This window comes from Lutibacter oceani (genome assembly GCF_003384935.1).
GTDB lineage: Bacteria > Bacteroidota > Bacteroidia > Flavobacteriales > Flavobacteriaceae > Lutibacter > Lutibacter oceani.
Window position 1 is genome coordinate 1,202,728 of the sequence record NZ_QTTQ01000009.1, and the last position, 24,263, is coordinate 1,226,990.

Here is a 24,263-nt window from a genome sequence, read left to right on the forward strand (position 1 = left end):
GTATGTTGTTTTTTGTTGTTATAATTTTATTTACTATTTAAAATAAGGTTTAATTCTTTTTTCCAGTTTTGATAAGCTTTTAAATAGGGTTCTTTGTCTTTAAAAGGCATAAAGGTCATTACATGGTCATTTTCAATTATCAGTTTTCCATAAGTTTCAAAATCACCTTTGTGTAAACCTGCAGCTCGAGCTGCACCTATTGCGCCAGTTGTATTGTATATTTCAATTTCTTGCGCTATTAAAGTAGCCACAGTATTTGCAAAAATTTCTGATCTAAATAAATTATCATTTCCAGCTCTCATTACATTTATATTAATTCCGTCTGATTTTAGAATTTCCATTCCATAAACAAATGAAAATGCAATACCTTCTAAGGCTGCTCTACAAATATGGGCTTTATGATGATTGTTTAAATTTACATTTACAAGTCGTGTACCTATTTCCATATTGTTTAACATTCTTTCAGCTCCATTACCAAATGGGAGCATGCAAACTCCATCTGAACCAACAGGTATTTCCGAAGCCAAATTATTCATTTCTTCATAAGAACTAACCGCTAAATTGTTTAGCAACCACCTGTATTGAATTCCTGCTCCGTTAATATTTAGTAATTTTCCAATTCTTGGAATAGATTTTTTATAGTTTACGTGTGCAAAATTATTAACACGTGTACTTTCTTTACCAGATAAGTTATCTGTAACTGCATAAACAACACCTGATGTTCCACCGGTTGCAGCTACTTCACCAGGATTAAATACATTTAAAGAAAGTGCATTATTTGGCTGATCTCCTGCGCGGTAAAAAATAGGTGTTCCAGTAGCTAAACCACTTTCTTGTTCGCCTTTTTCATCTACTTTGCATTGGATTCCAAATGTATCAACAATTTCTGGCACTAATAATTTATCAATACCATAATATTCTAAAAGAAAATCAGCAATGGAATCATTTTTAAAATCCCAAAATATGCCTTCTGAAAGTCCTGATATTGTGGTGTTTATTTCGTTTGAAAATCGATAAGCAATATAATCTCCAGGCAACATAAACTTGTAAATATTCTTATAAATTTCAGGTTCATTTTCTTGTACCCATTTTAACTTTGATGCCGTAAAATTTGCTGGAGAATTTAGTAAATGCGACGCGCACTTTTCGGGGCCAATATTTTTTAATGCTTCATTACCAATTTGCACAGCTCTGCTATCGCACCAAATAATACTTTTTCGAAGCGAGTTTCCTTCTTTATCAACTATAACCAAACCGTGCATTTGGTAAGAAATACCAATACCTTTAATTTGAGTTCTAGAAATGTTATGAATCTTTTTTAATTTTTGAATGGATTTACAAATATGTTGCCACCATTCTTCAGGTTCTTGTTCTGCCCAACCATTTTTTAAAGCGAGCATACTCATTTCTGTTTCTGGCTCTTGAACAACACCCAGGCTTTTTCCTGTTGAAATTTCTACTAAAGCTGCTTTAATAGATGAACTTCCTAAATCAAATCCTATGTAATACATAATTTTATAATGATTCTCTTACTATTAATTTTGTTGCAATATATGTTTGCATTGGTTTATCTTCTGTTATAAATGCTGCTGCTTTTGTACCTAGCTCTTTAAAATCTGTTGAAATCACAGAAATGCCTTTATAAATAAATTTTTTCATAGGGGTTTCATTGTAAGATAAAAACCCAACATCTTTTCCCGGCTCTAAATTTTTTTCCCTGCATTGTTCTAAAAATGCACCTAATATTCGATCACTAACGCTTAAATAAGCTACATCTTTTTCGATATTAAATTCTTTAGAATTTGTAATAATCTTAAAATTAAAATTGAACTTTTTACAATATTTTTTAAAATAAACTACTGTTTCTAAAGGGTGATTTGTAAAAGTTGGATATATAAAAGAAAGCTCTTTATATTTTCCAAATAAGTCAGTTGCTCCTTCTAAGCTATTGTAAAATGATTGCCCAAAATCTTGAAATACATAATTATTTTCAGGTTTAGAAAGAATATTCCAATCTATTAACAAAAGTTTTTCATTACTAATTTTTGATAATACAATTGGCACTTCTGTATTATCAAATCCCATTACAACATATTTATAATATTTACCAATACTGTTATTTATAATGGTTTTAAAATTGTCAATATTGTAATGATGAAACTGGACATCTGTAATAAAATTTTCCGGCAAATTATTTATAAATGAATGATATAAAACCTCTTTATAGGCTTTAAATGTGTCTAAAACTAGCAATACTTTTCTAGTTTCATTTGCAACATAATAACCTTTATTTGGAACCGATTCTATAACTCCGTTTTCTTTTAAAATTGAATACGCCTTAAAAACAGTATCTCTTGATAATTGATTTGTTTTACAAACACTATTAACTGAAGGCAATGCATCTCCAGTATGTAAAATGTTTTTTGCAATAGATTCATTAATAGCATTCACAATTTGCTGATATTTAGGAATATCGCTATTGTGATTTATAATTAATGTAAAATTATTTTTCAACATATGCTATACTGTTCTGTTCCGGTATGTAAATTTAATTGTTTTTTTCTAATAAAAAAGAAATGTTTATAAAAAATATAGCTACTAAAATTTATATAAAATCTGTATATTCGAGTAAGAATCTCCATTTTATATATGAAAGACAATAAAGACGTCACCATTTATGATATTGCCAAAAAATTAAATCTCTCTAGTTCTACAATTTCTAGGGCTTTAAAAGATCATAAAAGCATTAGTGAAAAAACTATTAGTAGGGTAAAAAAAACAGCACAGGAAATGGGGTATCGACCAAATATTTTGGCTGCAAGTTTAAGGAGTAAAAACACTAAAACCATCGGAGTTTTGGTTCCTACAATTTCACAACCATTTATATCTTCATTAATTAGCGGAATTGAAATTACAGCTCAAAAAGCAGGTTACAATGTTATTATTACACAGTCTCATGACTCTTATCAAGAAGAAGTAAATAAAACTAAAACTCTGTATAACAGTAGGGTAAGTGGAGTTGTTTGCTCTTTAGCCATGCAAACTCAAAACACTTCTCATTTTCAACAATTTTTAAATAAAAATATACCAATTGTATTTGTTGATAGAGTTCCTAAAAATTTTAATACCTACAAAGTAATGATCAATAATTATACTGCAGGTTTTAAAGCAACTGAACACCTTATTTTTAAAGGTTGTAAAAGAATTGCTCATTTTTATGCTGGTTCTGAATTTGGGAATTTATATAGCGAGCGAAAAAGAGGTTATTTACATGCCTTAAAGAAGCATCATTTACCTATTGATAAAGAATTAATTATATACTTGAATGAAGTTACTTATGAAGAGGGAAAACGAGCTAGTCATATTTTATTAGATCTAAAAAACCCACCCGATGGTATTTTCTCCCTAAATGATACAACAGGTGTTGCTGCTATTCAGGTTGCAAAAAAAAGAGGTATAAAAGTTCCTCAAGATTTGGCGATAATTGGTTTTAACAATGATCCAATTTCTCATATTATCGACCCAAGTTTATCAACAATTACAAACCCTGCAATTAAAATGGGTAAAACTTCGGCCAAAATTATTTTAAAACATTTTGATTCAACCGAGAAAAATGATATTGCTGAAATTACATTTTTAAATACTGAAGTTTTAGCAAGAGAATCTTCAAATAAAATTAATTTTAAAATTTCTTAGTTAATTTACCATTATAATAGCCTCTGCCATTTTTGCTGCTCCAAGTTCAAAACTTCTTTTCATTGGGCTTGTACCTCCAATAAATATTTTAAATTTTCCAGGTTCAATTATTCTTTTTCCGTTATTATCAACTATTTCAAAAGCTTTTGGTGAAAGCTCAAATATTACTTTTTTAGAAGTTCCAGGTTCTAAACTGATTCGTTTTGTTTTAATAAGTTGTGAATTAGGTACTGTAACTGAAGCTTCTAAATCTGAAATATATACTTGGACAACTTCATCTGATTTTACATTCCCTGTATTTGCTACGTTAACTACTACAGAAATATTTTCTGTTTTTGAAATGGAAGTTGATGAAACTTTTATATCATTATAAGAAAAAGTGGTGTAACTCAATCCAAATCCAAAAGGGTACAATGGATCTTCATTCATGTATTTATAGGTTCTCCCTTTCATTGAATAATCATCATAAGCTGGTAATTGATCCAAAGACTTTGGAAATGTTATAGGCAATCTTCCCGAAGGAGAAACATTTCCAAAAATAATATCTGCAACTGCTGTACCACCTTCTTCACCTGGATACCAAATAAATAAAACCGCATCTGATAATGCTGCAACTTCAGCTAAATTTATAGGACTTCCTCCAGTAATTACTGTAACAATTGGCTTTTTATCTTCAGGATTTTGGTCTGCAGTTTTTCTTAAATCTTTTAGGTATTCTAATTGATTTTGAGGTAAATTATAATCTAGTCTGTCACCAGCGGTATTTGAATCTATTGAATCTCCTTCTTCACCTTCCAATTGACTGGAAACACCTAAAACTACAATAGTAACATCACATTCTCCAGCATTTCCTGTTGCATAGTTTATTGGGTTTATGGAAGGCTTATTAAGCATAGACCCAAGTCTAAATTGTAATTGACTAGCAGGATTTATTGCGGCAGTAATGCCTTCTAAAATAGTCACCATATTTGGGTTTACACCATAATAATTTCCTAAAAGTATTTCTATACTGGCTGCATTTGGCCCTGTAACAAAATAATTTGGTAAGTCATTCTTTAAAGGTAAAACACCATTGTTTTTCAACAATACAATCCCTTTTTGAGCAACTTCTTTTGCTAACAATCTATGCTCTTTACTATCTACAATATCTCCAGAAATAGCATCATAAGGATTCGTTCCTGATGGATCAAATAATCCTAATTTAAATCTTGTTTTTAATAAAATTGCAAGTTGCTTATCAATTTCCTTTTCTGTAATTAATCCTTTTTCAACCGCAAGTGGTAAAGCTCCATAAGAATCACCACAATTTAAACTTACTCCACTTTTTACCGCAAGTGCAGCTGCCTCTTCAGCCGTTTTCACCACTTTATGACCGTTATCTGCATAAAAATCTACTATTGCCCAACAATCACTTAAAACATGACCTTTAAAATTCCATTCCCCTATTAGCACATCTGATATTAAATATTTATTTGCGCAACAAGGCTCTCCATTGGTACTATTATACGCGCACATTACAGCTTCTACATTTGCTTCTTCAACCAATGCTTGAAAAGCTGGTAAATAGGTTTCCCATAAATCTTTTTGTGAAACTTCTGCATTGTATTCATGTCGTAATTTTTCAGGTCCGCTATGCACAGCATAATGCTTTGCACAGGCAGCAGTTTTTAAATAATTAGGATTATCTCCTTGCAGTCCTTTAACAAAAGAAGTTCCTATAATACTTGTTAAATATGGATCCTCTCCATAAGTTTCCTGACCTCTACCCCATCTTGGATCTCTAAAAATATTGATATTTGGGGTCCAAAAAGTTAACCCATTATACTGAATATTATAACCTTTCGCTTTTGATCTATTATGTATGGCTCTTGCTTCATCTGAAACTGCAGAAGAAACTCTATAAGCTAAATCTGAGTCAAAGGTTGCTCCTAAACCAATAGCTTGTGGAAAAACCGTTGCAGCTGCAGAACGTCCAACTCCATGTAATGCTTCATTCCAATAACTATAAGGTAAAATTCCCAAACGTTCAATTCCTGAAGTGTTATGCATCATTTGATCTGCTTTTTCTTCAATAGTTAGTCTGGAAATAAGGTCTTGAATTCTTAAATCAATAGAAAGAGAGGTATCAAAAAAAGGGAGTGTATCTGTTAGCTGACTAGAAGATTTATTGAAATTTTCAGCTTTTTTAATGTCATTCTTTTTACATGAAATTATTAATAAAAAGACTACTAATAGTTTTAAAAGATTTCGTGAAATTGTTTTCATATAAAATGTTTGTTTGGTTAACTCAAACTAAAGTTAAAAAAATTAAAAATATACGGGAGTTTTATAAATTTTAAATAAACGCAACCGATTGCGAAATTAATTTATTTTATATAAATTAACAACATAATAAAAGGATTTAATTTCTATATTAAGATCCTTTTTTGCAGGCAAATTGGTTTGAATTTGGTGGCTTAGCTTTGGATACTTATTTAGATGCAAGCACTATTGCAGAAGAATGGATTCGTTCATCTTTTTCAAACGATGCTAATTTTGTTAAGCCTATAAAAGAAGTGATACTCAATTCCAGAAAAGCAGTTGTAAATTATATGACTCGGTTAGGATTACATTATATAATGGATACCGAGTACCATTATGGTCGTGAGCCTTTGGTAGGAAATATTTCAAGACCCGAATTAAATCCTGTGTATTATCATAAAGCTGACAAATATTGGGTAGAATTTAATCGTACAAATACAGCAAGCAGTGCAATCAGTTAATACGCACTAGAAATTGCTGAATTATTTAGTAATTTAGCAACTTGTTCGGAAAAAGATTTACTGTGGTTTCATCATTTATCATAGGATTATAAATTAAAAGTTGGAAATACCCTTTTGGGATCGAATTGCATTAAAATATCAAGAAGGCGTTAATGATGTTGAAACAATGGTTAAAACTTGGAATAACATGAAAAATTATGTGGTTGAGCAACGTTATAACGAGGTTAAAATTTTATTATATATTCAATATAAAGAGGCAAAGAGGTGGCGAGATACTTGTTTTATTTTCAACAATTTTTTGAAAAAGAATTATCAAAAAGGAGTTAAAATGCCAACACAAACATTAGAATATTTTAAATCCTCAAAATTTCCTTTTGCTCCAGAAAATTAAAAATAATAAAATAGCAATAGTTACTGGCAGAAATAGTATTGGATTTTAATTTAGTATGATTATGAAACAAATGCAACAAACCATGCGTTGGTATGGACCTAACGATACAATTAGTTTAAAAGATATTAAACAATGTGGAGTAACAGGCATTGTAACTGCTTTGCATCAAATACCGGTTGGTGATATTTGGACAGTTGAAGACATTAAAAAAAGGCAACAAATTATCCGTGATGCTGGAATGGAATGGGTTGTAATTGAAAGTTTACCCGTTCACGAAGATATAAAAAGAGCCTCTGGAAATTTTAAAAAATATATTGAAAACTATAAAATTAGTATTCAAAATATTTCAACATGTGGTCTTAAAGTAATAACATACAACTTTATGCCAATTTTAGATTGGGTAAGAACAGACCATGCATTTGAGAACCCTGATAGTACTAAAGCATTACTTTATAACAAAGAAGCTTTTATTTATTTTGATGTGTTTTTATTGAATAGACCAAATGCAAAAAATGATTTTACTGAAAAGGAAATTGAAGATGCATTGATTTTAGGAAATAAACTTTCCGAAACAGAAAAAAACAAATTATTTAAAAATGTTTTATTAGGATTGCCAGGTAGTAAAGAAGATTTTACGGCTGAAAAAATCTTATCACTTTTGGATGATTATAAAAATATTGATGATTCTCAATTAAGAGCTAATTTAATTTATTTTTTATCTGAAGTTGCTCCAATTGCACAAGAACTGGGTGTAAAGTTAGCAATTCATCCAGATGATCCACCTTTCTCAGTTTTAGGTTTGCCAAGAATTCTTTGTACAGAAAACGATATTAAAAAGATTTTTAATGCAGTTCCAATAAATGCCAATGGGTTATGCTATTGCACAGGTTCTTTAGGTGCCAATCCAACCAATAATTTGGAAAAGATTATTGATGAATGGGGAGATAGAATTCATTTTTTACACTTAAGAAATGTTAAAAGAGAAAATGAGAGTGTTTTTAGAGAATCGGAACATTTAAATGGTGACAATCCTATGGAAAGCATAGTTGAAAAACTAATTATTTTAATGAATCAAAGAAATATTAGCTTACCAATGCGGCCGGATCACGGTTTTTTACATTCTTTAGAAGAAGGAAAAGAACAATATCCTGGCTATTCCCTAATTGGTAGATTAAAAGGTTTAGCCGAATTGAGAGGATTGGAAAAAGGGATTGCTTTCAAATTAAAAAATCTCTGAAACTAATTTAATGTTTAAAATTCAAGTTGTCTATAAAATGCCTCACTCACTAATTTTTAAGCTAATTTGAAGATTTTGACAATATAGATATCAATTATTACCTATTCCTTTTAGGATAAAATTTACGACGTTTAGGTTTATTTAAACTCTCAGTTTCTTTTGGTTTATGCTCAACTCTACGTTTAGCTTTTTTACGTTGATTTTTGGTAGGTTTTTCAACTAACGGTATTTCTTCATTTTTATCTAAAATAAAAGGATGTTCTTCAATAACCGGAATTTGAAGATTTATTAATTTCTGGATATCTTTTAAATAAGCTTTTTCTTCCATATTACAAAAAGAAAGTGCAATTCCACTTGCTTTTGCACGTCCTGTTCTTCCAATTCTATGTACATAAGTTTCAGGAATGTTAGGTAAATCATAATTAATTACAAGTGACAATTCTTCAACATCAATACCTCTTGCAGCAATATCTGTTGCAATTAAGATATTTAGCTCACCTTTTTTAAAGTTTCCTAAGGCTCTTTGACGTGCACCTTGTGATTTATTACCATGAATTGCTGCAGCCTTTATATGCGCTTTTGTTAAAAAACGAACAATTTTATCTGCTCCGTGCTTTGTTCTTGAAAACACCAAAGTAGAATTATTGGGGTTTTCTTCAATTAAATGTATTAATAATTTGGTTTTATTTTGTTTACTTACAAAATAAACAGCTTGTTCAATTTTTTCTGCAGTTGCTTGTTTAGGTTTTATGGTTACTCTTTCATGGTTTCCAAGAATTTTACCAGACAATTCAACAATTGCAGGTGGCATTGTTGCTGAAAAGAAAAGGGACTGCCTTTTAAAAGGTAATTTTGCAATAATTTTTTTAATATCATGAATAAAACCCATATCCAACATTTGATCAGCTTCATCCAAAACAAAGTATTTAATGTCTTGTAAACTTATAAATCCTTGTGAAATTAAATCTAACAATCTCCCTGGAGTTGCAACCAAAATATCTGTACCACGCCTCAAGGCATCTGTTTGTCCTCCCTGTTTAACACCTCCAAAAATCACCACATTTTTTATTCCTGTGTGTTTACCATAAATTGAAATACTTTCATCAATTTGAATGGCTAACTCTCTTGTTGGAGTAACTATAAGTGATCTTATTTTTCGCTTCCCTTTATGATCCTGTCGACTGTTATAAAGATGTTGTAAAATAGGTACGGTAAAAGCAGCAGTTTTACCAGTGCCAGTTTGTGCACAACCCAATAAATCTTTTCTATTTAATAAAATAGGAATTGCTTGTTCCTGAATTGGTGTTGGATGCGTATAGCCTTCTTCTTTTAGTGCTAACAAAATTGGCTCAATAATTCCTAAATCTTTAAATGTCATATGGTTTAAATAAGTGGGCAAAGGTACACTATTAGTTTTAATGTTCGTTTTTGGCTTTAAATAGTTCGGTTTAATGCTAAATCTATCGATTTCGTTGATTCTTGGTTTATTGATATTTATTAACAATCCGATTTCTTAATTTTGTTGACTTAATTATAAATTAGTTTATGAGCTACCAATTAATTTGTACAGATATTGATGGTACTTTGTTGAATAAAGACAGAGAACTATCTAAAAATACTATTGAACAGGTACAACGTGTTTCTCCAATTCCTTTCGTGTTAATTTCGTCGAGAATGCCAAGTGCTTTACGTCATTTGCAAGTAGAATTTGGTAATGAAAATACTCCATTAATTGCCTATAATGGAGGGCTGGTTTTAAATAACAACACAATTTTACATTCTACATTTATAAAAAATTGTGTATTAAAAGAAATTATCAATCAATGTACAAATACAACTATTCATTTAAGTTTATTTCATGCAGATGAATGGTATGTACCTGAAATGGATTATTGGGCAAAACGAGAAGAAAATAATACTAAAGTAACACCAACTATAAAAGCTAATAGGGAAGTTTTAACATCTTGGGAAAACGAAGGAAAAGGTGCGCATAAAATAATGTGTATGGGTAATGAAGAAGAAATAGATAGGTTGTATAAATTTTTAGAAAAGAGTTTTTCTGATGAAATTATGTTGTACCGATCTAAAGAAACTTATATTGAAATTTCTCACAAAAATATTTCAAAAAAAACAGCTATTGATGTTGTTTTGGAGCATTGTTACCCTACACTTTCAATGGAAAATGTTGTAGCTTTTGGAGACAATTATAATGATATTGAAATGTTAAAAGCAGTTGGCTTAGGTGTTGCGGTAGGAAATGCAAATTATGAGGTTTTAAAAGTAGCCGATGTGGTTACAGATACAAATAAAAATGATGGCGTAGCCAAGGCAATTAAAGAGTATTTTTAAAAAAGGCCATCTTTAAAATTGAACTTTAAAGATAGCCTCTAAGCTTTTTCATTAGCAATTTCCCTGTTATTTGGTTCCTAGTAGTAACAACTCGTTTATAACAACTTCGGTTATATAACGTTTATTCCCATCTTTGTCATCATAACTTCTTGTTGTTAATTTCCCTTCAATAGCAATTTCTCTACCCTTTTCTAAATATTGTTCAGCAATTTCTGCAGTTTTGTTCCAAGCAATTAGATTATGCCAGTCAGTATTGGTTACTTTTTCACCTGAAGCATTTTTATAAGTTTCATTTGTTGCTAATGAAAATTTAGCAAGTTTCTTACCATTGTCTAAAGTGATAATCTCTGGTTTGTTTCCTAAATGTCCAATTAATTGTACTTTGTTTCTTAACGTATTCATAAGATAAGGTTTTTATAAGTTGAATATCATTCGGTCAATTCAACAGTGCAAATATTGGTTGGTTTTAAGTGTTTATTCGGTTACAATATATTTACTTTCGTATGTAAATATTTGTAGTCGTTTGTAAACGGGTAATTATTTTTGTATATTTATGTTTTCACCTAAAAAAGAAATTATGATTCGTGATTATAGAAATGAAATTTGGAAGCCTTTTAAAGAAGAAAATTGGAGTGATGAAGATGTATATCTAATTTCCAATTACGGAAGAGTACAACGTAAAAAGCAACATGCTGAAAAATGGGCACTTTCAAAAACTTCACTGGTTGGAGGGTATGATACTTTCTGGATTCGAAAAAAAGAAAAAAGAACTACTACATATTATTACATCCATAGAGCAGTTGCAAAATTGTTTTGTGAAAAAGGTGAGGATAAGGTATATGTAATTCATTTAGATTTTGATAAACTCAATAATATAGCATCTAATTTAAAGTGGGTAAATAAAACAGAAATGTTTTTACATCACAAAAAAAATCCTAAAAAATTGGAAAGATTTGGAAAAAGAACCTATTCAAAACTTTCTGAAGGAAGGGTTAAATTAATTAAAAAGAAAATATTTGACCCAAATAGAAAAACCAGAATGAAAATGATTGCTAAGCAATTTGGTATTTCTGAAATGCAATTGTACAGAATTAAAACAGGTGAAAATTGGGGAAGTGTAAAAATTGATGATAAATAAAAAATGAATTTTTTATATTTACTGATTAAAACTAATTGCAAAAAGATTAATTGAAATGAAAAAAAATTGCTTGGAGTGTGGGGAACCACTTAATGGACGAATTGATAAAAAATTCTGTTCCGATTATTGTAGAAATACATACAACAACAAAATTAATAAGGATAGTAAAAATTTAATTAGAAATATTAATAACCGCCTTCGAAAAAACCACAGATTACTAAGCGATTTAAATACTACAGGCAAAACCAAAGTTACTCGTACAAAACTGTTAGACGGGAATTTTGATTTCAATTATTTTACATCAATTTACAAAACAAAAACGGGTAATACCTATTATTATATTTACAATCAAGGATATTTAGCATTGGATAACGACTTTTATTTACTGATTAAAAAGGAGTGAGATTTTAATCGTTAACTTAAAATAAATTTAGAATATTATTAACCCGTTGTGCTTTTTTATAAAATTTCGTCTATTCGAGTGAATTTTACCCTTTTTGGGGTTGAAATTAGTATTGAGAATAGTAAATTTATTGAAGATATTAGTTCTCGATACAATTTTAATTAAAAGTCACTCGAACAAAAGTAGATGTTGTATTGAATTTAAAAAGTTAAAACACAAAGATTATTATAAATTAAAGTATGATTATAAAAAAATACACCCAAGTTGTTTCTATACTAATTATAGTAGCAGCTATTTATTATAGTTTTTATTCTTTAACGCCTTCAAAAAGCTATAAAGCTACAAATGAAACAGCGTTTTCTACTGAAAACGCATTGGTTCATTTAAAGAAAATTACTAAAAAACCTCATTTTACAGGTTCACCAGAGCATAAAGTTGTGAGAGATTATTTAGTTAATGAGTTTGAAAAAATTGGACTTCAGGTTGAAATTCAAGAACAGGTAGCGGTTAATAAAAAATGGAGAGCAGCCACAAATAATCGAAATATTTTAGCGCGTATAAAAGGGTCTGAAAATGGGAAAGCACTGTTATTATTGTCTCATTACGATTCTAATCCGCATTCTTCTTTAGGTGCAAGTGATGCAGGAAGTGGAGTTGTTGTTATTTTAGAAAGTATAAGAGCTTTTTTAGCTAAAAATAAGCAACCGAAAAACGATATTATAATTTGTATATCTGATGCTGAAGAATTAGGGTTATTAGGTGCAAATGCATTTGTTAATCATCATCCTTGGGCAAAAGAAATTGGGTTGGTATTAAATTTTGAAGCCAGAGGCAGTGGTGGTCCAAGTTATATGTTGTTAGAAACCAACGGTGGTAATAAAAACTTAATTGAAGCTTTTCAAAATGCTGAAACACCTTTTCCTGTTGGAAATTCTTTAATGTATAGCATTTATAAAATGTTGCCAAACGATACTGATTTAACAGTATTTAGAGAAGATGCTAATATAGATGGTTTTAATTTTGCGTTTATTGGAGACCATTTTGATTACCATACTGAACAGGACTCTTTTGAACGTATAGATTTAAAGTCGTTAAACCACCAGGCGTCTTATTTAATAACATTGTTAGATTATTTTGCAGACAGTAATTTAAATAACTTAAAAGCAACTACTGATTATGTGTTTTTTAACTTCCCTTATTTCGGACTAATTTTTTACCCATTTTCTTGGGTACTTCCAATAATTATTTTTTGTACTGCCTTATTTTTAATCTTATTTTTTGTTGGATTCTTCAAAAAGAAACTTACCGTTATAGGAATTTTAAAAGGGTTTATTCCTTTTGTATTGTCATTAATAATTTCAGGAATACTAGCTTTTTATGGCTGGAAATTACTATTAAAAATACACCCGAAATACAACGATATTTTACACGGTTTTACCTATAATGGCTATTATTATATTGCTGTATTTGTAGCATTTACCTTAGCAATTTGTTTTTGGTTTTACAAAGGGTTTTTTAAAAAAAGAAGTGTTCAGGATTTATTAATTGCACCACTTTTTTTATGGATTTTAATTAATGGCGCAATTGCATTTTATTTGCCAGGAGCATCATTTTTTATACTACCCGTAGTTATCTTATTAACGATACTTTCAATTTTAATTTTTTCAAATTCAAAAGAAAATACAATAGTGTTGTTTACTTTATTTGCTATTCCAGTTTTAATTGTATTTGTACCGTTAGTTAAAATGTTTCCAGTTGGTTTGGGTTTAAAAATGTTGGTAATAAGTACAGTTTTTACAGTATTATTATTTGGATTTTTAGTTCCTGTTTTTCAACAATATAGCAGTTCTAAAAAACTTGCAAATATATTTTTGTTGGTTGGAGCAATGGCTTTAATTTCTGCATCAATTAATGCCTCCTATAGTGATGAAAGAAAAGAACCAAACAGTATTATATATGTGTTTGACACAAATTTAAATGAGGCTTATTGGGCAAGTTACAATTCAAAAATTGATGATTTTACACAACAATTTTTGGGTGACAACCCTACAACAGGAAGTTATGATTCCAATACTACTGCAAGTAAATACAAAACAAAAATTAAGTTACATAAAAAAACAGCTGTTTTAGAAATTGCAAAACCTTCAATTTCGGTTGTTTCTGATACTGTTATAAATTTAAATAGAGAAATAAAATTACAAATAGCCTCAAATAGAAATGCAAATAAAGTAGAATTATTATCAAAATCACCAATAAAATTTAAGCAGTTTTCAATAAATGGAGAAAATTTAAAAAAGAAAGATGTAAACAATACGTTTGTTTTTGAAGTGGAAAAAGGCACTGTTTTAAGTTATTTTATAACTAGTGAAAATGAACTGATTAATTTAGAATTTGTTGTTGATATGGATCAAAAGTTCGATATTGATATTTTAGAATCTAAATTCGATTTATTTTCAAATTCACAAATTAAAATTCAGCCTCGTACTGAATCTATGATACCAATGCCATTTGTATTAAACGATGCAACCGTAATAAAAACCAATTTAAAATTTTAAAATGAAGAAAGCATTCCTAATTTCAATATTGTTTTTTTATGTATTTTCATGTAAAAAAATAGAAAAAACTAATGAAGATTCGGCTGTTAAAACCAGTGATGATATCAATTATCCAGCACCTGAATTAAATGAAAAAAGCGCTTCATATTTATATCATTTTGCGTTTAATTGTATAGATCAGGAATACCCAAATAAATTGGGGCAGGTTTTAGGAGATAGTACCTATTTAAAAGAACCTTCTGAATTGCATCCGGCATTTTATGGTTGTTTTGATTGGCATTCTTCAGTGCACGGACATTGGACCTTGTTAAATATTATAAAGGAATTACCAACATTTGAACAAAGAGATTCCATAATGTTAAAACTTCAAAAAAGCATTACTAAAGAAAATATTTTAAAAGAAATATCTTATTTTAATGATGTGCATAATAGTACATTTGAACGCACTTATGGCTGGGCTTGGTTACTAAAAGTTTCTGAAACTCTGCAAGATTGGGATGTTGTTGAAGCAAAACAATTAAATGAAAATTTACAGCCTTTAGTAACTTTAATTGAAGAAAAATATATGGATTTTTTACCAAAATTAAACTATCCAATTAGGGTGGGAGAGCACCCAAATACTGCTTTTGGAATGTCTTTCGCACTAGATTATGCAAAAAAATATTCACCAAAATTAGAGGCAATAATTATTGAAAAGGCAAAAGAATATTATTTAAATGACAAAGGCTGTCCTATTACATGGGAACCAGGTGGATTCGACTTTTTATCACCTTGTTTACAAGAAGCAAGTTTAATGTTAAAAGTATTGCCAAAAGAAGAATTTATAATATGGTTGGATGCGTTTTTACCTGATTTCAGAAAAAATCCGGCAGCTTATTTAGAAGTTGCAGAAGTAACAGACCGCTCCGATGGGAAATTAGCACATTTAGATGGCTTAAATTTTAGCCGAGCTTGGTGTTTGTATGAAATAGGGAATGCATTAAACAATAAAAAAATGCTAAATCTTGCCGATAAGCACTTTAATTATAGTTATCAAAAAATGGACTCCGGTGAATATGCCGGAGCCCATTGGTTAGCTTCATTTGCATTATATGCAACGTTAAAAAGTAACTAAATTATAAATACTAAAGAATAATTATCTTAGTAATTATAAGAAACCTTTTAATGATTATTTTTTATATTCTGTAATACGCATTGTATTTGCCATACCTCTTTCCTTAACAGGCATAGAAGTAATATTAATAGCGTAATCTCCTTCGTGTAAATAACCTCGCTCTGCTGCCAAATTATTAATATCTTCAATAGTTTGATCGGTACTTACAAAACGATCGTAATAAACCCCTTTAACACCCCATAATAAATTTAGCATAGCTAAAATTCTTTTATTTGATGAAAAAACTAAAATATTAGATGTTGGCCTCCATGACGATATATGAAATGCGGTAAAACCAGAGTCTGTTAATGTTGTAATTACTTCAGCATTAATTGAATTTGCCATTAAAGCAGCTTGATGACATATGGTTTTTGAAATAAAACGATCATTAATACATTGAATATATTTTTCCGGCATTGAAATTAATGGTGAATTTTCAACACTTTCAATTATTTTTCGCATTTGTTTAATTACTTCTAATGGAAATTCTCCAACAGATGTTTCTCCAGATAACATTACGGCATCGGCACCATCCATAATTGAGTTTGCTACATCATTTACTTCCGCTCTTGTTGGTACTTGATTGGTAATCATGGTTTCCATCATTTGAGTAGCAATAATTACTGGAATATGGGCTTTTTTCGCTTTTAAAACCAAACGTTTTTGAATTAATGGTACTTTTTCCATTGGAACTTCAACGCCTAAATCTCCACGTGCAACCATTAAAGCATCACAATGTGGTGTTAATCTATCAATATTGGCAACTGCTTCTGGTTTTTCAATTTTAGCTATAATTGGTATTTTATAACTAGAATGTTTTTTTATTATATCTTGAAGTTGAATTAAATCTTCAGGTGTTCTTACAAAAGATAAAGCAATCCAATCTACATCTAAACTAATTGCAAATAATACATCCTTTTTATCTTTTTCTGTAAGTGCAGGTAACGATATTTTTGTGTTAGGTAAATTAACTCCTTTTTTAGAACTCAACTTTCCACCTCTTAATACTTTGGTTGTAACTTCTGTTTCTCTATCAGTTGCAGTTACTTCAAATAATAACTTTCCATCATCAACTAAAATATGTTCTCCAACTTGAACATCTTTAGGGAAATTTTGGTAAGTCATGTAAGCTTTTTTATTGGTGCCTTCACATTTTTCAGTAGTAAATGTAAAAGTATCATTAATATTTAACTTAACACCATCTTGCATAACACCTACGCGTAATTTTGGACCTTGTAAATCAGCTAAAACTGCTACATGAAAATTTCTACGTTCATTAATTTCTCGTATTATTTTAACTCTTTCTTCAACATCAGGATAATCAGCGTGTGAAAAATTTATTCTGAATACATTTACACCAGATTCCATCATGCTTTCTATTATTTCTTTAGTTCCACATGCGGGACCTAATGTAGCTACAATTTTGGTGCGTTTTCTATTTTTTGCCATTGTTAAAAAATTAGATTATTTTTTGATTTTAATGTGTTAGTCTCTATTGGGTATGAGGTTATTATTTTATTTATTTTATTTAAATTTTCAACTAAATTTACAATAAAATTTTCATTACAGCCTTCAACTTTTAATAGATAATCAACCTTCTTTTTTTCGGGTAATAAATAAGAAGTTGTGCTGTAATCACCTCCAAATAAACCATTATCAAATTTTTCATTTACAACGTGTAAATGTTTATTATTAATTAAATAATAGTTTATGTATGTTTTTTCATTTTTATATTCAAATAAGGGGAATTCAATATTGGAATCTTTAAAATCTAAACTTTGTTTACAACGTACAAAGTTCGTGTTTAAATGCTTGTTAATTAAATATGCCAATCTATAATCTTCTTCAGTTGAATGAATTCCAATTAATAAATAATCATCTTCTAAATCAAACGTTAATAGTTGCATATAAAGAATGAAAATTAAGTTTGTAAAAATACTATTGTTTAGTTACAGTAACTAATTATTTTACGAAATCGTATTCGAAACCTGTTATTATAAATTGGAAATTTCATTTTGAAATGCATAATAAGCTCTTTTAGCTGCGGTTTCTTCAGCTTTTTTCTTTGATGTTGCTCTGCCTTTTGAAATTATTTTACCATCTAAAAACAATTTTACACTAAAGTGTTTAACGGTATCATTTCCCGTATCATCATAAACTTCAAATTCAAAATCTTTTTTAACTTTTTGGCACCATTCTATAAATAAACTTTTATAGCTTGTTATTTTTCCTTCCAATTTAGGAACATCAACATAGGGAATGATAACTCTCTTAAAAATAAATTTTTTACAATACCCGTAACCTTTGTCTAAGTATATTGCTCCAATTAAGGCTTCAAAAATATTACCATGTATATTTTCTCCAAATTTAGATTTAAGTACGTTGCTACGTACAAATCTAAATAAATCTAAGTCCTTTCCAAGTTCGTTTAAATGTTCTCTACTAACAATTTTAGAACGCATTTGGGTTAAATAACCTTCATCTCCTGATGGTACTTCTTTAAATAAATAAGAGGCAATCACAGCGCTTAACATGGCATCGCCTAAAAATTCTAAGCGTTCATAATTTAATTGAAGACCAGTAATTTCGTCAACTTCTTTTACAGAACGGTGAATAAAAGCCTTTTTATAAAATTGTAAATTTTTGGGGCTAAAACCAATTATTTTTTTAATATCCCCATAAAAGATCTCGTCTTTTTTTGAACGAGTTTCTATAATTTTTCGAATGAAGTTCATTCAGATGTGTTGTTATTCAAATTTTTTAAAGAGCACACAAGCATTGTGTCCTCCAAAGCCAAAGGTGTTGCTCATGGCAACTTTTACATCACGTTTTTGAGCTTTGTTAAACGTGAAATTTAATTTACTGTCAATTTGATCATCATCTGTAAAATGATTAATTGTAGGCGGTACTATTCCGTTTTTAATTGCTAATATTGAAGCAATAGCTTCTACAGCACCAGCTGCTCCCAATAAATGACCAGTCATTGACTTGGTTGAATTAATGTTTAATTTATAAGCATGTTCTCCAAAAACATCAATAATTGCTTTAGATTCTGCAATATCACCCAAAGGTGTTGAAGTACCATGCATATTTATAGCATCTACATCTTCTGGTTTTAAACCAGCATCATTTAAACAATTTAACATTACATTTCTAGCACCTAATCCTTCTGGATGAGGAGCGGTAATGTGATATGCGTCAGCAGATAATCCTCCACCTCCAATTTCAGCATATATTTTAGCACCACGTGCAATAGCATGCTCATACTCTTCAAGAATAAGAGCACCAGCTCCTTCTCCTGAAACAAATCCATCACGGTCTTTATCAAAAGGCCTTGATGCGGTTGCCGGATCATCATTTCTTGTAGAAAGTGCCTGTAAGGCATTAAATCCGCCTATTCCAGCAATAGTTACTGTTGCTTCAGAACCACCCGAAACCATTATATCTGCATAGCCTAAACGTATATAATTTAGTGCGTCAATAATAGCATTTGATGAAGAAGCACAAGCTGATACAGTTGCAAAATTAGGTCCTCTAAATCCATATTTAATAGAAATTTGACCAGGCGCAATATCTGCTATCATTTTTGGTATAAAGAATGGGTTAAATCGTGGTGTTCCGTCTCCAGCAGCAAAATTTAACACTTCATTTTGAAAAGTTTCTAAGCCTCCAATTCCTGCACCCCAAATAACACCAGCTCTATCTTTATTAATTTTCTCTAAATCTATTTGAGAATCATTAATGGCTTCATCACTAGCTACCATAGCATACTGTGTGAATCTGTCCATTTTTCGAGCTTCTTTGCGATCAATAAAATCTTTTACATCAAAGTTTTTAAGTTCACAAGCAAAACGAGTTTTGAACTTGGAAGCATCAAAATATGTTATTGGAGCCGCCCCACTAACTCCGTTGATGAGGCCATTCCAATATTGTTCGATATTATTACCAATTGGTGTTAATGCACCAAGTCCAGTTACTACAACTCGTTTTATTTCCATATAAAAATTACTTTTTAGCTTCTTCTATATAGCTAATTGCTTGACCAACAGTGCCAATGTTTTCAGCTTGATCGTCTGGAATTTGAATATCGAATTCTTTTTCGAATTCCATGATTAATTCAACAGTATCAAGTGAGTCTGCTCCTAAATCGTTAGTAAAGCTAGCTTCTGTTGTTACTTCATTTTCGTCAACGCCTAATTTATCTACGATAATGGCCTTTACTCTTGATGCAATGTCTGACATAATTTTTTAATTTTTAAATTTAATTACTTGGCAAAAATATAAAACTTTATTTAATTCAAAATCATTTAACTAATAAAAGATGAAATCTTTAATTTTTATATTCTAAAGTTTTTTAGTTTTTACAAGCAAAAGTTACTAATAATTTATTTTATTTGTGTACAACTTTTATTAAATTTTTTATGATACGAATTATAATTCTTGCTTCAGGTTCTGGGACAAATGCCGAAAACATTATAAAGTATTTTAAAGGCAGTAATTTAATTTCTGTTGTACAAGTGCTCTCTAACAAGAAGGATGCCAAGGTTTTAGAAAGGGCTAAAAGACTGAAAGTTAGTAATATGTATTTTAATAAGAGTGATTTTGTAGCGTCAGGTAAAGTGCTTGAGATACTTAAGGAAAAAGCAGATTATATTATTTTAGCTGGATTTTTATGGAAGATTCCTTCAAATATAATTGAAGCTTTTCCAAATAAAATAATAAATATCCATCCTGCTTTACTACCAAAATATGGAGGGAAGGGTATGTATGGAATGCATGTGCATGATGCTGTAATTAAAAATAATGAAAAGGAATCGGGTATTACAATTCATTATGTAAATGAAAATTATGATGAAGGTGCTATCATTTTTCAAAAAAGTTTTAAAATTATGCCTACAGATACTGCAGATGACGTAGCGCAAAAGGTTCATGAGTTGGAATATGAATTTTTTCCGAAAATTATTGAAAAAGTTATTCTAGATAATGGCTAAAAAAAAGTTTTACGTAGTTTGGAAAGGAAATAAAACAGGTGTTTTTACATCCTGGGATATTTGTAAAAGGCATATATCCAATTTTAAGGGCGCTCAATACAAATCTTTTTTATCAAAAGAAGCAGCTGAAGAAGCCTTTAAAGGGAATTACGAAGATTATAAAGGAAAAGACACTAAGAGTGTTCAACTTTCTGGCGAAGCGTTAAAAAAGTATGGAAAACCAATAATTCCATCAATTTCTGTAGATGCTGCTTGTGCTGGAAACCCGGGTAAAATGGAATACAGAGGTGTTAATACTGAAACAAAAAAGCAACTATTTATTCAAGGTCCATTTGAGCAAGGAACTAATAATATTGGCGAGTTTTTGGCTTTGGTACATGGTTTGGGATATTTGAAGCAACGTAATTTAAATTTGCCAATTTATTCAGATTCTAAAATTGCTATAAGTTGGGTGAAAAAAGGTCAGTGTAGAACTAACTTGCAAATTACTTCAGAAAATAAAGTATTGTTTGATTTTGTGAAACGTGCTGAAAAATGGTTAAAAGAAAATACCTACACTACCAAAATATTAAAGTGGGAAACTAAAGCTTGGGGCGAAATTCCTGCCGATTTTGGAAGAAAATAATGTTTAATTTGTATATTCTTTTAAGGTTTTTATAAATTCATCAATCTCATTGGGTAGCATATGGTGATTGAAATCAAAAATATAAGAATTTCCATTAAATTCTAACTTGAAAACTCCTTTAATGGCTTTATCAACTGCTAAATCGTTTGTTGAACTATTGTTTTTAATTTCTTTAAAATTTATGGCATTCAAAATACTATCAATTTGAATAAGTTGATTTTTGGTTAAAACAGCTGTTTTAACCATGTTGTTGTTATTAATTTGAATTGAATTATTTTCTAGCTGAATTTCATATAAAAAACCTCTTGTTTGAGCCTTGTAATTTAAATGTGTAGGTTTATCTTTTTCTTGACTTTGACAAGAAGTACTTAAGATAACTAATAAAATAAATGCAATGTTGAATACTTTCATTTTAAATGAATTTAGGATTTTAAAGATAAAAAAAGGAGCATATTGCTCCTTTTTTAGTTGTTTTAATTCAATAATTTACTGAACAAAGCTTTCTCTAGATCCTCCAACGGCAAATATTGTTCTCATTCTATCGTTTTGACCTTTAGAGAACATATACATAGCATTATCATATACATAATCCATGTAGTTCATTGTCATATCGTTAGATTTACAATTGACTGTTGGGTATATTGGATCACCGTAGTTTGGTGCATCTGAGCTTGGCGTATCATCAACAAAATCATCTTGCCTACATCTTCCATCACCCCAAATGTGGCGTAAGTTTAACCAGTGACCAACTTCGTGAGTGGCAGTTCTTCCATGTCCGTAAACTCCACCAGCTGTATTTTCACCTAAGAAATCTGAACCAATAACAACACCGTCTGTTGCTAATGTTCCACCAGGGAATTGAGCATATCCTAAAATTCCTCCACCTATTTCACAAACCCATAGGTTTAAGTTATTTGCGGGGTCAGTTGCGTCAATACCTCCTTGGCTTGATAATTTCATGGCATCATTTGTTCCCCAAGAAGATTTACTTGATGCTTTTCTGTTTACAGCAGCTAGTGTAAATGTGATATTTACGTCTGCTACTAAACTTGCAAATTCAGAAGGTACACCCGCTGTATTTGGATTGTTATTGTTAAAGTCAGCATTTAGTATTGCAATTTGAGAATCAATATGTGCTTGAGTTACAGGATGTGCAGGATCTTCTAAAATATTAACCACTACAGGAATTGATACAGCCCCAGCATAAGGTGTTGGATCTGGTGTTGGAGTACCTCCACCACCGCTACCAGGTTTTCCTTTTGCAGCAATCAATTTTCTTGTATGTAATTCAATATCATACATTCTTTTTTCCAAACTTGGGTTTTCTTTTAATTGTCTGTTTAATACTTTCATACTATAACATTTATCATTTTTAGCATCAGCTGTTGCTTTTGCGGATAATGTATCATCATTGGTATAAACAAAAAAGTCGCTCATGTCAATTGCAGTAACCTCTTGATTTGGTGTAATTTCATCAGAATTGTCCTGGCATGCAACAATAGTTAAAGCTATAATTGCAAAAAATAAAATTAGTTTTTTCATTGTAAGTTTTTAAAGTTTTTGGTTAATAATAGAGACTTGTCTTTTAATTTAAGACGGACGAATATATTAAAAAAATGTTAAAAATGAATTAAATATTAAAAAAATACACTTTTTTAATATGAATATATTGAAAAAACACACTAAAGTAACAGAAAACCGTAAAAGGTTAAATAATTAACAAAGCATTGTCTTAGCCTTAATTAATGCATTGTATAATAAATCAATTTCTTCAAAAGTATTGTAAAATGAGAAAGAGGCACGGACAGTTCCGGGAATGTTATAAAAATCCATAATTGGTTGTGCGCAATGGTGCCCTGTTCTTACAGCAATTCCTAATTTATCAATAATAGAGCCAATATCATACGGATGGATTTCTCCAATATTAAATGATATTACAGCAGTTTTATGTTGTGAGGTTCCGTAAATTTTTAAACCTTCAATTGAAAGTAGTTTTTTTGTCGCATATTCTAATAGCTCATTTTCATATGCAGCAATATTATCAAAACCAATCTCATTCATGTAATCAATTGCAGTTCCAAAAGCAATAACGCCGGCAATATTTGGTGTTCCTGCCTCAAATTTATGAGGTAAATCGGCATACGTGGTTTTTTCAAAAGTAACTTGCTTTATCATTTCTCCACCGCCTTGGTATGGTGGTAATTTGTTAAGCCATGCTTCCTTTCCATATAAAATACCAACTCCTGTTGGGCCACATAATTTATGTGCAGAAGCTACATAAAAATCAACATTTAATTTCTGTAAATCTGGTTTAATGTGTGGGCAACTCTGAGCACCATCAATTAAAACTGCTGCACCAACTTTGTGCGCTTTTTCAATAATTTTTTCAATAGGATTTATGGTTCCTAATGCGTTTGAAACGTGATTTACAAAAACAAGTTTTGTTTTATTTGAAAGTAATGCATCGTATCCATTCATTAATAATTCCCCTACTTCATCCATTGGAATTACTTTCAAAATTGCGCCTGTTCGTTCACATAACATTTGCCAAGGCACAATATTTGAATGGTGTTCCATTGCTGAAACTATAATTTCATCACCTTTTTTTAATAACGAAGAAAAACCTGTAGCTACAATATTTATACTGTGTGTTGTGCCGGCAGTTAATATAATTTCATAGCTTTTTTTAGCGTTAAAATGTTGTTGCAATTTTATACGAGCTTGCTCATACGCGTCAGTAGCTTTTTGACTTAAGGTATGTACACCTCTATGAATATTTGAATTTATAGTAGTATAATAATTTACAATGCTATCTATAACCACTTGTGGTTTTTGACTGGTTGCTGCATTGTCTAAATATACAAGAGGTTTTCCGTTTACTTTTTTATTTAAAATTGGAAAATCAGCTCTAATTTTTTGAATATCTATCATTTTCTTTTTTTAGAATGATTCTAAATACAAAA

The 24,263-nt window shown here is 30.1% G+C and carries 24 protein-coding genes; 11 read left to right on the plus strand and 13 right to left on the minus strand.

Annotated features, from left to right (window positions below; all coding sequences use genetic code 11):
* Window positions 1-26: 26 nt before the first annotated feature.
* Together BX611_RS05340 and BX611_RS05345 are read right to left on the minus strand one after the other, a co-directional pair.
* Window positions 27-1,511 carry a xylulokinase gene (locus tag BX611_RS05340; RefSeq protein WP_115878818.1) on the minus strand — a complete coding sequence of 495 codons (1,485 nt, stop codon included), beginning with the start codon at window positions 1,509-1,511 and terminating at the stop codon, window positions 27-29.
* Between the two features lie 4 nt (window positions 1,512-1,515).
* Complete coding sequence (locus BX611_RS05345; RefSeq protein WP_115878820.1) at window positions 1,516-2,517, minus strand: GntR family transcriptional regulator; 1,002 nt, start codon at window positions 2,515-2,517, stop codon at window positions 1,516-1,518.
* A gap of 132 nt (window positions 2,518-2,649) precedes the next feature.
* Between BX611_RS05345 and BX611_RS05350 the strand changes: the two genes are divergently transcribed.
* Window positions 2,650-3,696, plus strand: coding sequence for a LacI family DNA-binding transcriptional regulator (locus tag BX611_RS05350; RefSeq protein ID WP_115878822.1), 1,047 nt, complete (start codon window positions 2,650-2,652; stop codon window positions 3,694-3,696).
* Here the strand turns inward: BX611_RS05350 and BX611_RS05355 are convergent, their stop codons facing one another.
* Window positions 3,697-5,961 (minus strand): glycoside hydrolase family 3 C-terminal domain-containing protein, encoded by a 2,265-nt coding sequence (locus BX611_RS05355; protein WP_115878824.1) that lies wholly within the window; start codon window positions 5,959-5,961, stop codon window positions 3,697-3,699.
* 161 nt (window positions 5,962-6,122) lie between these two features.
* On the opposite strand from BX611_RS05355, the gene BX611_RS15235 reads away from it, so the two are divergent.
* From BX611_RS15235 to uxuA, 3 genes are all read left to right on the plus strand, one after another.
* Window positions 6,123-6,458 (plus strand): hypothetical protein, encoded by a 336-nt coding sequence (locus BX611_RS15235; RefSeq protein ID WP_317047876.1) that lies wholly within the window; start codon window positions 6,123-6,125, stop codon window positions 6,456-6,458.
* Between the two features lie 100 nt (window positions 6,459-6,558).
* A complete protein-coding gene (locus BX611_RS15240; RefSeq protein ID WP_262510534.1) occupies window positions 6,559-6,849 on the plus strand; it encodes a hypothetical protein in 291 nt (96 codons plus the stop codon).
* 61 nt (window positions 6,850-6,910) lie between these two features.
* Window positions 6,911-8,086, plus strand: coding sequence for a mannonate dehydratase (gene uxuA / locus BX611_RS05365; protein ID WP_162880026.1), 1,176 nt, complete (start codon window positions 6,911-6,913; stop codon window positions 8,084-8,086).
* Between the two features lie 97 nt (window positions 8,087-8,183).
* On the opposite strand, the gene BX611_RS05370 is transcribed toward uxuA, so the two are convergent.
* Entirely contained in the window at window positions 8,184-9,464 is a 1,281-nt protein-coding gene (locus tag BX611_RS05370) for a DEAD/DEAH box helicase (protein ID WP_115878826.1), read from the minus strand.
* Window positions 9,465-9,631: 167 nt separating this feature from the next.
* Here BX611_RS05370 and BX611_RS05375 point away from each other — a divergent pair, with 167 nt between their 5' ends.
* Complete coding sequence (locus BX611_RS05375) at window positions 9,632-10,435, plus strand: Cof-type HAD-IIB family hydrolase (RefSeq protein ID WP_115878828.1); 804 nt, start codon at window positions 9,632-9,634, stop codon at window positions 10,433-10,435.
* Between the two features lie 66 nt (window positions 10,436-10,501).
* Here the strand turns inward: BX611_RS05375 and BX611_RS05380 are convergent, their stop codons facing one another.
* Window positions 10,502-10,837 (minus strand): single-stranded DNA-binding protein, encoded by a 336-nt coding sequence (locus tag BX611_RS05380; protein ID WP_115878830.1) that lies wholly within the window; start codon window positions 10,835-10,837, stop codon window positions 10,502-10,504.
* Between the two features lie 175 nt (window positions 10,838-11,012).
* Here BX611_RS05380 and BX611_RS05385 point away from each other — a divergent pair, with 175 nt between their 5' ends.
* From BX611_RS05385 to BX611_RS05400, 4 genes are all read left to right on the plus strand, one after another.
* Window positions 11,013-11,573, plus strand: a complete 561-nt coding sequence (locus BX611_RS05385; RefSeq protein WP_115879003.1) for an HNH endonuclease family protein — start codon at window positions 11,013-11,015, stop codon at window positions 11,571-11,573.
* Window positions 11,574-11,628: 55 nt separating this feature from the next.
* Window positions 11,629-11,976 (plus strand): hypothetical protein, encoded by a 348-nt coding sequence (locus BX611_RS05390; protein ID WP_115878832.1) that lies wholly within the window; start codon window positions 11,629-11,631, stop codon window positions 11,974-11,976.
* A gap of 239 nt (window positions 11,977-12,215) precedes the next feature.
* Window positions 12,216-14,531, plus strand: a complete 2,316-nt coding sequence (locus BX611_RS05395; RefSeq protein ID WP_115878834.1) for a M28 family peptidase — start codon at window positions 12,216-12,218, stop codon at window positions 14,529-14,531.
* Between the two features lies 1 nt (window position 14,532).
* Window positions 14,533-15,645, plus strand: coding sequence for a DUF2891 domain-containing protein (locus BX611_RS05400; protein ID WP_115878836.1), 1,113 nt, complete (start codon window positions 14,533-14,535; stop codon window positions 15,643-15,645).
* 54 nt (window positions 15,646-15,699) lie between these two features.
* On the opposite strand, the gene pyk is transcribed toward BX611_RS05400, so the two are convergent.
* The 5 genes from pyk to BX611_RS05425 form a co-directional block, all read right to left on the minus strand.
* Complete coding sequence (gene pyk, locus BX611_RS05405) at window positions 15,700-17,133, minus strand: pyruvate kinase (protein ID WP_115878838.1); 1,434 nt, start codon at window positions 17,131-17,133, stop codon at window positions 15,700-15,702.
* Between the two features lie 2 nt (window positions 17,134-17,135).
* Window positions 17,136-17,591: an IPExxxVDY family protein gene (locus BX611_RS05410; protein WP_115878840.1), complete on the minus strand. Its 456-nt coding sequence runs from the start codon at window positions 17,589-17,591 to the stop codon at window positions 17,136-17,138.
* 87 nt (window positions 17,592-17,678) lie between these two features.
* Entirely contained in the window at window positions 17,679-18,419 is a 741-nt protein-coding gene (gene rnc / locus BX611_RS05415; protein ID WP_115878842.1) for a ribonuclease III, read from the minus strand.
* A 12-nt stretch (window positions 18,420-18,431) separates the two neighbouring features.
* A complete protein-coding gene (gene fabF / locus BX611_RS05420; protein WP_115878844.1) occupies window positions 18,432-19,682 on the minus strand; it encodes a beta-ketoacyl-ACP synthase II in 1,251 nt (416 codons plus the stop codon).
* A gap of 7 nt (window positions 19,683-19,689) precedes the next feature.
* Window positions 19,690-19,926: an acyl carrier protein gene (locus tag BX611_RS05425; RefSeq protein ID WP_068209181.1), complete on the minus strand. Its 237-nt coding sequence runs from the start codon at window positions 19,924-19,926 to the stop codon at window positions 19,690-19,692.
* A 179-nt stretch (window positions 19,927-20,105) separates the two neighbouring features.
* Between BX611_RS05425 and purN the strand changes: the two genes are divergently transcribed.
* Both purN and BX611_RS05435 read left to right on the plus strand, forming a co-directional pair.
* Window positions 20,106-20,675 (plus strand): phosphoribosylglycinamide formyltransferase, encoded by a 570-nt coding sequence (gene purN / locus BX611_RS05430; RefSeq protein ID WP_115878846.1) that lies wholly within the window; start codon window positions 20,106-20,108, stop codon window positions 20,673-20,675.
* Window positions 20,668-21,300: a ribonuclease H1 domain-containing protein gene (locus tag BX611_RS05435; protein WP_115878848.1), complete on the plus strand. Its 633-nt coding sequence runs from the start codon at window positions 20,668-20,670 to the stop codon at window positions 21,298-21,300. The genes purN and BX611_RS05435 overlap by 8 nt, the downstream gene beginning before the upstream one ends.
* Before the next feature lie 3 nt (window positions 21,301-21,303).
* On the opposite strand, the gene BX611_RS05440 is transcribed toward BX611_RS05435, so the two are convergent.
* The 3 genes from BX611_RS05440 to BX611_RS05450 all read right to left on the minus strand — a co-directional run bounded on the left by BX611_RS05440 (window position 21,304) and on the right by BX611_RS05450 (window position 24,231).
* Complete coding sequence (locus BX611_RS05440) at window positions 21,304-21,711, minus strand: hypothetical protein (protein ID WP_115878850.1); 408 nt, start codon at window positions 21,709-21,711, stop codon at window positions 21,304-21,306.
* Window positions 21,712-21,786: 75 nt separating this feature from the next.
* Window positions 21,787-22,842: a zinc metalloprotease gene (locus tag BX611_RS05445; protein WP_115878852.1), complete on the minus strand. Its 1,056-nt coding sequence runs from the start codon at window positions 22,840-22,842 to the stop codon at window positions 21,787-21,789.
* A gap of 174 nt (window positions 22,843-23,016) precedes the next feature.
* Complete coding sequence (locus BX611_RS05450; protein WP_115878854.1) at window positions 23,017-24,231, minus strand: aminotransferase class V-fold PLP-dependent enzyme; 1,215 nt, start codon at window positions 24,229-24,231, stop codon at window positions 23,017-23,019.
* Window positions 24,232-24,263 lie beyond the last annotated feature (32 nt).